Source organism: Margalitia sp. FSL K6-0131, assembly GCF_038008735.1.
Lineage (GTDB): Bacteria > Bacillota > Bacilli > Bacillales > Bacillaceae_C > Margalitia > Margalitia shackletonii.
Genome location: NZ_JBBOZS010000001.1, coordinates 2,907,638 through 2,920,286, shown reverse-complemented (window position 1 = coordinate 2,920,286; position 12,649 = coordinate 2,907,638). Strand labels below are relative to the sequence as shown.

At 37.1% G+C, this 12,649-nt stretch carries 12 protein-coding genes; 8 read left to right on the top strand and 4 right to left on the bottom strand.

The features are described from left to right. Positions 1-2,158 precede the first annotated feature (2,158 nt). From NSQ59_RS14255 to NSQ59_RS14245, 3 genes are all read left to right on the top strand, one after another. Positions 2,159-2,353, top strand: coding sequence for a DoxX family protein (locus NSQ59_RS14255; RefSeq protein ID WP_055739967.1), 195 nt, complete (start codon positions 2,159-2,161; stop codon positions 2,351-2,353). 31 nt (positions 2,354-2,384) lie between these two features. Beyond that, positions 2,385-2,900 carry an SRPBCC domain-containing protein gene (locus NSQ59_RS14250; RefSeq protein WP_126649901.1) on the top strand — a complete coding sequence of 172 codons (516 nt, stop codon included), beginning with the start codon at positions 2,385-2,387 and terminating at the stop codon, positions 2,898-2,900. A 113-nt stretch (positions 2,901-3,013) separates the two neighbouring features. Next, complete coding sequence (locus NSQ59_RS14245) at positions 3,014-3,391, top strand: VOC family protein (protein WP_126649902.1); 378 nt, start codon at positions 3,014-3,016, stop codon at positions 3,389-3,391. 558 nt (positions 3,392-3,949) lie between these two features. On the opposite strand, the gene NSQ59_RS14240 is transcribed toward NSQ59_RS14245, so the two are convergent. Then, positions 3,950-4,966, bottom strand: coding sequence for an aminoglycoside phosphotransferase family protein (locus tag NSQ59_RS14240; protein ID WP_340831912.1), 1,017 nt, complete (start codon positions 4,964-4,966; stop codon positions 3,950-3,952). A 128-nt stretch (positions 4,967-5,094) separates the two neighbouring features. Further along, on the bottom strand, positions 5,095-5,787 hold the full coding sequence (gene rsgA, locus NSQ59_RS14235) for a GTPase RsgA (protein ID WP_340831911.1): 693 nt from the start codon (positions 5,785-5,787) through the stop codon (positions 5,095-5,097). A 774-nt stretch (positions 5,788-6,561) separates the two neighbouring features. On the opposite strand from rsgA, the gene NSQ59_RS14230 reads away from it, so the two are divergent. The 3 genes from NSQ59_RS14230 (at position 6,562) to NSQ59_RS14220 (ending at position 9,004) form a co-directional block, all read left to right on the top strand. After that, complete coding sequence (locus tag NSQ59_RS14230) at positions 6,562-6,912, top strand: DUF6054 family protein (protein ID WP_340831909.1); 351 nt, start codon at positions 6,562-6,564, stop codon at positions 6,910-6,912. 190 nt (positions 6,913-7,102) lie between these two features. Then, positions 7,103-7,663 carry a GNAT family N-acetyltransferase gene (locus tag NSQ59_RS14225; RefSeq protein ID WP_055739961.1) on the top strand — a complete coding sequence of 187 codons (561 nt, stop codon included), beginning with the start codon at positions 7,103-7,105 and terminating at the stop codon, positions 7,661-7,663. Between the two features lie 181 nt (positions 7,664-7,844). Further along, positions 7,845-9,004 (top strand): IS3 family transposase gene (locus NSQ59_RS14220; protein ID WP_268888313.1). Its coding sequence is split into 2 segments (ribosomal slippage): positions 7,845-8,106 and positions 8,106-9,004, totalling 1,161 coding nucleotides; the frame shifts between segments, so codons are not numbered across the junction. Between the two features lie 225 nt (positions 9,005-9,229). Here NSQ59_RS14220 and pdxR read toward each other — a convergent pair. Further along, entirely contained in the window at positions 9,230-10,639 is a 1,410-nt protein-coding gene (gene pdxR / locus NSQ59_RS14215; RefSeq protein ID WP_340831906.1) for a MocR-like pyridoxine biosynthesis transcription factor PdxR, read from the bottom strand. Between the two features lie 106 nt (positions 10,640-10,745). Here pdxR and pdxS point away from each other — a divergent pair, with 106 nt between their 5' ends. Continuing rightward, on the top strand, positions 10,746-11,630 hold the full coding sequence (gene pdxS, locus NSQ59_RS14210; protein WP_055739960.1) for a pyridoxal 5'-phosphate synthase lyase subunit PdxS: 885 nt from the start codon (positions 10,746-10,748) through the stop codon (positions 11,628-11,630). 1 nt (position 11,631) lies between these two features. Beyond that, entirely contained in the window at positions 11,632-12,207 is a 576-nt protein-coding gene (pdxT, locus tag NSQ59_RS14205) for a pyridoxal 5'-phosphate synthase glutaminase subunit PdxT (protein WP_055739959.1), read from the top strand. Positions 12,208-12,455: 248 nt separating this feature from the next. Here pdxT and NSQ59_RS14200 read toward each other — a convergent pair whose 3' ends face one another. After that, complete coding sequence (locus NSQ59_RS14200) at positions 12,456-12,605, bottom strand: hypothetical protein (protein ID WP_163258633.1); 150 nt, start codon at positions 12,603-12,605, stop codon at positions 12,456-12,458. Positions 12,606-12,649 lie beyond the last annotated feature (44 nt).

The following is a 12,649-nucleotide window of genomic DNA, read 5'->3' as shown; positions in this document are numbered from 1 at the left end:
CTCCATATAAAAAGAACTGAAGAAATAATGAATCTAAACTTAAGAAGTTGAAAAAATGAACTTAGAGAAAGGGTCTTTAAAGGTTCATTCCCACATTTCCGAAGAATTTACGAGAATATAATAGACTTAATCACTTTTTAATTTTGACAGATATGGTGGGGGTTTTGTCATTGAAATTGGGGTTTGTTCTCCACCCATCACTGCGGAGAAAAAGTTCATCCTAATAAAGTCACGGCACACGATTTACATCCTTATAGAAGGCTAAGGTTAAAGGGGAATAATGGTGAGTGGTTTAGGAACGACGTAAACAACTTATTTGGTGATATTCACGAAAAGATTGCTAATAAAGTGTTGACTAATTTGACGGTGCAGAATATAGGTGAAAGTCTTTAATGTCACTGTTGAACCATTATGTGGAAAAACCTTTCCTGATTAAAATTATCTAAAGAAATCCGCTTGGATATATATATAACCTAGAAGTTATTTTCCACGGGAAATTAGAAAAAATCTATTTATAAAATAGATAGCCTAAAATATATCTCAAATGTCTGTTCTTTATTGACCAAACCACAATAGCAAGAATAGTTGATAAAAAGGTAATTGATAATAATGAGAAAACAACTATGTAAGTTATTCTATTGTCATGTTTCAATTTATCTTCCTCCATTTCAAAATATGATTATTTTTATTGTTACGATATCCTTTTTTGTATTAAATAGACCTTATATTGAGGTCTAATTCAATCATCTGAATACAATTTGTACTTGGCAAAAAAGGGGCAAAGCCCTGTTAAAACAAATAAAATAATGATTGCAATTGCAAAATTAATTATTGAATGTTCTTTTGAAAAGTAAAGGATATAGATCAAAATAGGACTAATAGTAATTAATCTCAGTAGTAATCTTGAGGGAATATTGATGATATTTACGCATTTGCATTTCTTACATTGAATTGATTTGTCTAGTAGACAAGAAAAATATATTTCTTTCCATACAAATGGATTAGAACAATGTTTACATTTTTCCATGGCTATACACCCCTATTGAGAGATACTTTAAATAAAATACGCTTTATATAGTAAATAGTTTCAAAAATTGGAAGGGAAAATAAATAAAAATGGTTATTGAACATTGCGAAGATAAAGCGCAATAGAACCATATCCGCAGCAAATTTAGTCCTGAAAGGGGTACGGTCAAGAAAATGCGGATATACAACGTTATGGTTATTTCAATGATTAAAAATCCCAATTTCTTTGAGAAATTGGGATTTAGTTATTAATCAATATCGTTCGATAATGAAGATCAATCATGTTTTAAAGATTGGCTGTTTTCGTAAATTTTGTTGCTTTATAACCATTTCATTTTATCAAAGAGAATATGTTATAATTATGAAAATTCGTAAATTTCCCATTGAACAACTGAGCGAATTAGTGGAGGTTATTTATATAAATCTTCAATTCTTTGCGTTTGTTTATTTAGATAATGGTGTATTGTTAAAGATAGATTTAAATTAAATAGGGGGAGAAAAATGTTATCTGTGATGGGTGTTCCAGGTTTGTTGCTTTTAGCAATAATGGCTGGTGTGATATTTTTAATGTATCGGATTTATAAAGAATAGTTTGGATGAATCATTAAAGGAAGAGACCATAAAATTAATTAAAAAGAGAAAAAGGAATTGTGAAATATGTATAAATATGTTCTCTAATATTAGACAACATCGATGTTATTGGGTTATCTTCTAGTTGTCGAAACTGTTTAAAATACATGAATTAGACTACTTATTTAGTAGTCTTTTTTATTCACCTTAAGATCATATTATCTGCAGGAACTACAAAGAAAGGAAGTGAACGATGAAAATAAGCAGTAGTCTTACCAAAGATTATAAAAACAATGAGATCATGGCAATCCTATTGAAGCCTGTAGAAGATAGGAAACTTTTTAGGATGGTCTAAACCAAAGAAGGAAATAAGGTATCAATGAAGAATATAACAATTGGATATTGTTTTTTTTACGGGGCTGTTGACAGCATTCATGCTTTTTGATTCTATTCCTGCTATAATGTTCGCCCCTGAAGCAGTTGCGTTATTTAAACATTAGGGTAACTAGCAAACTTTCTTCCTTTTATTGGCGTTGCCAAACTGTTAGGTGTAATTGGGATATTGGTACACGGACTTCCTCGAATTAAGGAATGGGCTTATGCTGGATTTGTTATTGATTTGACGGGTGCGATGTATTCTACCATAGCAGTGGGCGACCCTTGGGTATTTTTCATTATTGGGTACATTTTGATTGCCGGTTCCTATGTTTTCTACCATAGAAGACGAAGAGCCGTTTCATTAAGTGAAGTAAAATAACTTAACAAAAAATTTATTGGGAGGAATTACAATGTCCAAAAATACTATCATTTCGAGAGTAGAGGACGATCAGGTACTCGTGCTAGAGCGTATTTTCGACGCACCGCGCGACCTCGTATTCAAGATGTTTAAAGATCCCGAGCATCTCAAACACTGGTGGGGTCCGAAAGGCTGGGAGCTTCCTGTCTGCAACGTCGATTTTAGGCCAGGCGGCGTTTGGCACTACTGCATGAAGTGCGTCGATCAAAACCAAGGTGAATTCTACGGTATGGAATCTTGGGGTAAAGGAGTCTATAAGGAAATCATCGAGCCGGAGAAGATCGTCTACGTCGATTTCTTTTCCGATGCAGAAGGCAATACGAATGACGCCTTGCCGTCGACTAATATCACATTAGAATTCATCGATCTGGGTGGCAAGACGAAGCTGATCAACCGTGGTGAATATGCGTCGGCGGAGAGCCTCAAGACCGTCATGGACATGGGCATGCTGCAAGGTATCACCGAAACTTGGGACCGCCTGGAAGCGGTACTTGAGCAGTTTAAATAAGGAATCATCACGAACGGTCGCAAGGCAGGCCCGTTCAGAAAAAAACATATACTTATAGTAAGGATTTGAAGTATCGAGTGTGGAATTAATTATAATAAGGAGTGGAAAAATCAATTATTAGTAAAGTCGGTCAAATTATGTTGTATGTAAATAATCAGGATGAGGCAGTAGATTTTTGGACAGAAAAAGTAGGATTTAGTGTCGTTTCTGAAGAAAATAACGGTGAAATGAGATGGATTGAAATTGCTCCAACAAAGGGTGCAGAAACAAGCATTATTCTGCACAATAAAGAATTCGTTGCTAAAATGTCACCTGAATTAAATCTTGGTACACCTTCTTTAATGTTTTTTTCTGAAAACCTCGATGAATTACGCAGCAACTTATCAAATAACAATGTCAAAGTCGGAGAAATTGTAAATATGCCTTCCGGGAGAGTATTTAACTTTGCAGATAATGAAGAAAATTACTTTGCTGTAATGGAAAAAAAGTAAATAACGTAATCCATTGCTTAAAGTACTGAACCAATATCCGTTAGGTGGCGGATATGAATAGTCGACCGCCTTTTCAGCTACCGGAGGCTAATGTTTAAAATCAAATGAACAAACTTTTTTGTAAAATTGAATCTTAAATCGGCAAGATAAAAATCCATTTTGATCCAGAATTATCTACTGTAAAATACAGGCTTGTGAGGTATTTTTAATCATAATTTTTTAAAGCAACAACATATAAACTTCCACAATCGGGCCATTAAGAGAGCAACGAAAAAAAGCCTAATTTTTCAATTTTAATGTTGGGAAATCGGGCTTTTTAATATTGAATTTCCTTAAAGTTGCGAATTCGCTTTTATCTTATCTTCGATGTGAGAACAATTGGAATACCAAGGATTCTCACATCATTTACATGTATTTATTGTAAGTATTAGTTTAAATATTTTTGAATATCTTTTAATGGTCAATTAACGCTCACGTTTATTGAATTACATCTAAACTAGACAATTCATAGACTGTCGTCCAGTTGTTTACATCTAAGGACGCAATAGTTATATTTATCTACATATCTCTCATCTCATAGATTTTTTGTAAGGTATTAAGGTGCATTGATTTATCCTCTGGCGACTCAGCGAATTTATACCACTCCACAAGCCTGTATCCGAACATAACAAGGATTAGTTCATAGATACAATGATCAGAGATATGGGACACATCGGCATATTCCGAAAAACCCCTGTAGTATGCCGGAATGCATTTTTGGTAGTATTCAATCATATGACAGACGTCCGCTTCATCCGCTATTAAACTCGCGATATCCTCGCCCATATACCCCCATCCGGCGGTATCCCAATCGATAAGTACGATTTTACTGTCCGAATAAAATATGTTTTCCACCCAAAAATCTCTGTGGCAAAGCACTATTGGTAGCTTTTCAATCCGACTGAATATTTCGTCCGCATTGTTATCTATATCTATGAGCATTTTACAAAGGTGATTGGGAATATCGCAGTCATCGGAGCGTATGTAATCATACAATACATTCCATGACCGATAACGTAGATAGTAGTTTTTCGTAAACTCAACCTTGCTTAAATTGGACAAATTCTGCAATATGTTTGGTCGTTCAATGTACAACTTTCCTTTAAATCGCCCCAATTCCTCGGCTATACGTTCATACATTTCCAAGGTTAGATTTAACCCAGACTCACCATCAATATATTCCATCCACAATTGAATCTCATCATCATTTATTTCGGAGTGATAACACTCCGGAAAACGGAACGAATCGAGGAAAACCTTTTTGAAATCCGATGCATAGAGGTCGTATTCCCTTCGCCATGAGTCAGGATCACCATAACGCTCAAATTTTTTCTGTGTTTTCCAAACCAGCTTATAAGGTAGATTTTCACCATCGGAAGTTTCAACCATGCCTGTTACAAGCTTAACTTCACCTAGTGTCCCACCTTGCAACTCTTTGAGTTGATAATCTGCGCGGATTATCGTCTTGTCGAGCATTTTACTTAAAACAAGCGTCAGTATTTCGGTCTTTATAAACTTTTCATCCTGGTTGTTCATTTTTTGTATCCTCCCTTTTTATCCTTATGTCGCATGGCAATCGACTTTTGTCGCTCCCGTTTATCGATGAGATTGCCCGATTTATCATCCACAAACTTGTTTTCCCGCTTCTGTACAAGGTAACTCTCCTAATGCTCCGGTGCCAATGATCCATTGGCAAGGGCAGCAAGAACTGCACAGCCCGGCTCCGTCAGATGGCGGCAGTCATTGAAGCGACACTTTGTGAATAAATTTCTTCCTGATTGCAGATATTTACTCAACCCGTCTAAACCTCTCCCGGTATGGCTGGAAATTGCGTGTCCTGGCACATCAGGAGCAGTTTTCTGAACCTCAGCTAATGCTGTGCTGAAATCCGGAACCAAGTCAGCTTTTGTTAGGATTACGACAGGCTGGCCGCCACTCTGCCGTGCCTGTGTCAGGTAGCGCATGATGCGGCTGACATTGAAATCCAAGTTTAGGGACGACACAATAAATACGTAATCAAAATTCGTTGCTACGACTTGCTCCAATATGGTTTTAACATACCCTGCTGCGTGTCCCGAATAGTCAGCGCGGGAAAATTTCGAGCGGCGAGGCAGCAATTTGGCGATGCGTGAAGCACCGTATTCGTTGTATTGAAGAAATACAAAATCGCCTACACACGGAAAATCCTCCCGAGTCACCGCATTGTGGTAGAAAGCGCTCTTCAATATAGCCGTCACTTCTCCTTGTTCGGTGATGACGGTATATTGATCTCGTTGTTGTTCCGTAACTCTTCCGGGTATTAAACCTATCGAAGGCGTATCGGCTTCGATATAGCCGTATTGTTTCAAATCAATCATTAAATCGACTATCTCCTAAAAAATTTAAAATTAGTTTTTTGGGCATAAAAATACCGCGAACAAGCAGCCTACTAAGAAGCTGCTGTATCGCGGCAAAAAACCAAAAATCGGCTTATAAGCAAAAAGGGATACGACTTTCATCGTATCCCGCTAACAGCAGTATTCACGAAAGGTTACTGTTTACGGCATAGCAAAAAACACGGGTGATATTCCCGGTTGCTCTTATTCCAAACTATAAAGCTTAGAATTAACTATGCCCGATATTCGGTTAAGTTAAAACCACCAATACCATACATGCAGTCACTTTAAACATCTCCTTTCGTAGGAAAAAGTTGAATACAATTTCACTTCTAGTGTGACATAACCCATTGTGAGAAATCAATAGAAAATATAGAAAATTTTGTTATATGCGAAGTTTATCGGTCAGTTGCCTCTCCAACTCAATCCTCCGAACTATCACATATAACACGAGAAAAGCCACCTTCATTACGAATGGAAGGTTGCCTCTCATGCCGATTTTCTGCTAATTCTCATATTTTTTACCTCGTAAAAACCAAATCACTGGGATGTATTATGCCGCTTTAGGAAGATTATATGAAAAAAGAAAACTGTACATTGTTGAACTAAACATGCAGTATAGTTAAAGAAAGCTTATCTAATTAGGAGATAATGAAACTTTTTGAAGGAAATTTCGTAAATGAAGGATAATGAAATTCTTCCTCATAGAAGGAAAGATTCAGCACTATTATATATAAATAAAAGAGGAGTTACATAATGCAAAAACATATAGAATTCAAGATATCCGTATCACCTTTTGAAGGGGCTAAAATTATTCTAAGTGCTCCAAATTCGAAGGAAGATTTAGTGTATTGGGAACATCATTTAGTTGGCGACGATGGAAAACAAATATGTACTTTTATATTTGAAAGATATTATCATCGTACAAGTGGTAGGGCGACACTAACCGTAATCTTAGAAAATTTTGATGGAGAAAATAAAGTGAGATGTATCACTTCAGGAAGCGCTGAAAGTATTATCAATGTTGATTTTGGAGCAAGCAAAAACTTTGTCAATTGGATAAAGGATGTACTAAAGGAATATATTTTGATTGAATCTGGACATTAATCAAACAATGGAGCATTCCTGTAATAAATAAAATGAACCAGATTAAGTTTGTGAAAATTACACTATAAATTATAAGGATTAACGTTCTTTTTGCTAAGTTATGAATATAGCAATCATAGAAGTGCAAAAAGAAGTTTATAAACAGTCTTGCACAGTGCAGGTGTATCAGAAATGGAGGACCATTCGTACAATGCAAATTAAGCAAATCGACCATTCAAAGCTTTCCGATTACGCAAAAGTTCCAATTGCATTCGAAGTGACTAGCAAACTTCAAATTTGTCCTACGAACAACGGGTTGGGGGGACTTCAGTTAATTGAAAGACCATGTACACCATATATAAAGGACTATGATCTCTTAGCAGATTGTCATCCACTCAGTTGGAAAAAGCAGTTTGACTTAGATGAATGGGGACTGTTTGTAGCAATAGAAAACGACATGTTCATCGGTGGAGCTGCGGTGGCACCTGAAATGGCAGGGTTTATGAGAGGTGCGGCAAACTTATGGGACTTACGTGTTCATCCTGATACCAGGAATAATGGAGTTGGAGGGAAACTGCTTGAAGCAGTCATACATTGGTCCAAAGAACGACATTATGGAACACTGATGGTTGAAACCCAAAATGTAAACACTCCTGCGTGTAAATTTTATTCCAAAAAGGGATTTGTTTTAGGAACTATCGACGTACATGGTTACGATGATCCCTTAGTACAGGATGAAACTAAATTAATGTGGTACATGGACATTCATTAGTTGTTGTTCTTAAACTAACTTGTGCTTGGAGTTGAAGATGAACTAAAGAATGTCTGCTCTTTTTCATTATTTAACAATAGGGCAGCGTTAATCTAAGAAGGGAATAACGCTTTGATGCTAGACTAAAAAGTGGACACAGATTGTTATAATAAATATATCAATTATAATGAGGTGTGTCCGTATGGCAAAAGGTAATGGTAAACGATACGAAGAGTCTTTTAAAATTGAAACTGTAAAGTATATTAGCGAAAACCATAAATCTGTAGCTCAAGTGGCGAGAGAAGTTGGTGTAAACGAAAATACATTACATGGTTGGATGAAAAAGTATGGTCAACAACCGGAAATCAAGGCTGTACAATCTTTCTCCTCGGAAGGTGCTGCTTTAAAAGCTCTTCAGAAAGAAATGCGCGATTTAAAGGAGGAAAATGAAATCTTAAAAAAGGCGATGCACTACTTCGCGAAAAGCCCTCGGTAAAATATGAATTTATTCATAAGAATCGCTCCCAATTCCGAGTGGAGAAGATGTGCAAAGTCCTGGGAGTATCCAAGAGTGGTTACTTCAAATGGTTAAACCGACCAAAAAGTAACCGGCAGAAAAAGCACGAGAAATTAGCACAAAAAATTCTGAAGACCCATTTAGAATTTAAACAACGTTACGGCAGCGTGAAAATTACTAAAACCCTTAATAAACGTGGCATGAAGGTAAGTGAGCGTACGGTTTCCCGTATTATGACGAAGAACCAATGGAAGTCTTGTACAGTCAAGAAATACAAGGCTACGACCAATTCAAAACATAAACATCCAGTAAGTGAAAACGTCCTAGATCGACAGTTTAAAGCAAGCAAACCAAACCAATTTTGGGTAACGGATATCACTTATATACCGACCAATGAGGGCTGGTTGTATTTGGCGACCGTAATGGACTTATATTCTCGTAAAATAGTAGGTTGGGCTATGGGCAAAACTATGACAAAGGAATTGGTTATCTCTGCATTAAAAATGGCTTACAAGCGTCAAAAGCCGGGAAAAGGCGTCATTCATCACTCAGACAGAGGTGTTCAATATGCTTCCTCTGAGTATCAGAAACTATTAAAAAAGTATCATATGATTGGTAGTATGAGCCGTAAAGGAAACTGTTATGACAATGCTTGCATTGAATCGTTTCACGGGATTCTTAAACGTGAGTTAGTTTATCAAACCAAGTATAGAACAAGAGAAGAAGCGAAGAAATCATTATTTGAATACATCGAGTTCTTCTACAATTCTAAGCGGATTCATTCAACATTGGGCTACTGTACACCAAATGAATTTGAGCGAATGTATAGTAATTCTGCAGCTTGATTTTACCTTCATCAAAAAGTTTAAATCGTACTTTATTTAAACTTTTTGATGAAGGCCACCAAGCGAAAGCGCGGTAGAAAAATCTGTGTCTATTTTCTTGACGTAGTAACACTTTTTTGTGTTGAAGTTATTAAACTACCATGAAAGAACGAAGTCATAGATGAAACATACTTTTGAGACTAGCGGAAGTATCTAACGCAAAATTCTCAGACTCCCGCTATTCATTTAAAATCGTCTTTTTGATTTCGAAATACCCCAACATTTCATTAATTGGTGGATCCCTTTTTCTATTTGCTCCAATGGAATACCGCCAAAGCCAAATAGAAAAGTAGGATTTTTAGATTCAATTGGACTTAAGAGATAATCGCTTACCGGATAGATGGCAATATTGTTTTTTTCCGCAATCTCTTTTAACTCGCTTTCACTTTTGGACAGGGGAACGGAAATTAATATGTGCATTCCTGCTATGTCACCAGTGAATGAGACAAGCGGGTAATACGTGTTAAATATTTCAGTTACTTTTTCATGTTTTTTACGATAAATTTTCCGCATACGGTTTAAATGTTTAGAAAAATAGCCATCTCTCATAAAGTCAGCTAAAATATGTTGATCAAATCTCGGTACAGTTGCTGAGTAAAAACTGAATGTCTGTTTGTATTTTTGCACCAATGTTTCAGGTAATACAAAATAAGCAACACGTAATGAAGGCATTAACGATTTGGTAAACGTACTCAAATAAATAACTTTATTGTTTTGATCCATCCCTTGTAATGCTGGAATGGGTTTTCCTTTATAACGAAACTCACTGTCGTAATCATCTTCAATAATATAGCGATTTTCTTTTGCTGCCCAATTCAATAGCTGTGTTCTTCTTGTTGCTGATAAAACTGCACCCGTAGGGAATTGGTGAGAAGGTGTAATGTAAACCACATTGGCGTTTGTTTTTTCAAGTTCATCCACCATTAAACCATCTTCATCCACTGGAATGGGGAAGGCGATATTTTCCAATTGTATTCTCGGGATTGCAGAATAGCCTGGATTTTCAAGGGCAAATTTTGAATCATCTCCCAGTAATTTTAGAATCATCGGAAGGAGTTGTTCCGTTCCAGATCCGATGACAATCTGTTCCGGCTTGCAAATAATCCCCCTCGATTGATAAAGATAGTTTGAAATTTCCGCTCTTAATGCATATTCTCCTTGCGGGTCTCCATTTTGCAAAAACTCTTTTGAACGAAGATCATATAGATTTTTGGCATATTTTCGCCATATGGAAAACGGGAATGAATCGGCATCTATTTTTCCTGGATGAAAGTCAAATTGATAGTTTTTTTTCTCAGCATTCTCAAAAGGCATGGTTAAAGGCTTTTTTTCAATGTACGGTAATTCATCGATCTCTTCGACAAAATAACCAATTCGGGGCTTTGATCTAACATAGCCTTCCTCCATAAGCTGTGCATAGGCAATTTCAATGGTAGTTTGGCTGATATTCAAAAACTCTGCAAATTTTTTTTTGGAAGGCAATTTGGTTCCAACTTCAATTTGTCCATGGATAATGGCTTCTTTAATCCCGATATAAAGCTGTTCATACAATGGTTTTGCGGTACTTTTATCCAATTTAAAAATAAGCATGTCCACCTACAATTCCTCCAACTGACCATATTGATATTTAAAAAACTGAACCTTTTCATAAAGTCAATTTCTATTATACTAGTAATCATCAAACGAATGGAGGTTATTTTTTATGAAGGAAGTTGGAACGGAAAGAGTAAAACGTGGCATGGCAGAAATGCAAAAAGGCGGTGTCATTATGGATGTCGTGAATGCGGAACAAGCAAGAATTGCGGAAGCTGCAGGTGCCGTTGCGGTAATGGCTTTAGAACGGGTGCCATCCGATATTCGAGCAGCTGGAGGAGTAGCACGTATGGCAGATCCTCGTATTGTCGAGGAAGTGATGAACGCCGTAACCATTCCGGTAATGGCAAAAGCACGTATTGGCCACATAGTCGAAGCGCGAGTATTAGAATCAATGGGTGTTGATTACATAGATGAAAGTGAAGTATTAACACCCGCTGATGAAGAATTCCATTTATTAAAAAGCGACTTCACTGTACCTTTTGTTTGCGGATGCCGTGATTTAGGGGAAGCTGCCCGTCGTATTGGGGAAGGAGCTTCCATGTTAAGGACGAAAGGGGAACCGGGAACAGGAAATATTGTCGAAGCGGTTCGCCATATTCGAAAAGTGAATGCACAGGTCAGACGCGTTGTCGGAATGAGCACAGATGAACTAATGACAGAAGCAAAAAATTTAGGAGCACCATATGAATTATTACTAGAAATCAAAAATTTAGGGCGCTTGCCTGTTGTCAATTTTGCAGCCGGCGGGGTAGCAACACCTGCGGATGCCGCTTTAATGATGGAACTTGGAGCAGATGGTGTTTTTGTAGGATCCGGTATTTTCAAATCTGACAATCCGGAAAAATTCGCACGTGCCATTGTAGAAGCAACCACACACTATCAAGACTATAAACTGATTGCCGAAATCTCAAAAAAATTAGGGGTACCGATGAAGGGTATTGATATTGCAACGCTGGATGCAGCAGAGCGTATGCAGGAACGTGGTTGGTAATATGCTGAAAATTGGGGTGCTTGCATTACAAGGTGCAGTCAGAGAGCACATTAGACAGATTGAAGAACTTGGTTGTGAGGCCATTCCGGTTAAATCGGTTGAAGATCTAAATGAATTAAATGGTCTAATATTACCTGGCGGAGAAAGTACAACAATGCGTAAACTGCTGGACCGTTACAATTTGCTGGAGCCTATTCGTGCCTTAGCCGCCAAAGGAATTCCGATGTTTGGAACATGTGCGGGTCTGATTTTATTAGCAAAAGAAATCGTCGGCTATAAAATGCCGCATCTTGGATTAATGGATGTCGTTGTGGAACGGAATTCATTTGGTCGCCAAGTAGATAGTTTTGAAGTGGAACTATCCATTCGAGAAATAGGGGAAGACATTCCGGCAGTTTTTATCCGGGCACCGCATATCGTGTCTGCAGGTGAAAAGGTTGAAATTCTGGCAAAACATGAAGAGCGTATCGTTCTAGCTCGCGATGGCCGTTTTTTAGGTTGTTCCTTTCATCCAGAGTTAACAGAAGATACTCGGATTATGAAGTATTTTATTGAAATGGTACGAGAATATAATTGATATATTAGGAAATTTAGCTTGTTGAAAAATAAAGTAGAAGAAAAAATACAGCTTACGAATGTAATGATTTGGATATACATTCATTTATCTGATGGTTATGGTTAATATTTTCGAACCACAAAACAATACCCATATAGCAAAAGACCTGGTGTAAAAAAAACACCCAGGTCTCTTTTTGTACAAAATCTTAGCAAAGACTTTAAAATGCTTTCTTGAAGTCTTTAAAATAATCAGCAAGTGATCTTGTTCTATTTCTGTTTCTTGCCTGTTCTAGCGGCTTGCGTATTTGGTACAGACTGAGGAGAATGGTGGTTGACACTTCCTCCATTCGGCGGCCCATATGTATGAGCATCGTCAGTGACTTTTGGCCCTTCTATAAAATCATCTTTTGTTTTCATATCTTTCACCTCCATTTTTTATTATGAGATTTCTCTTTCATATT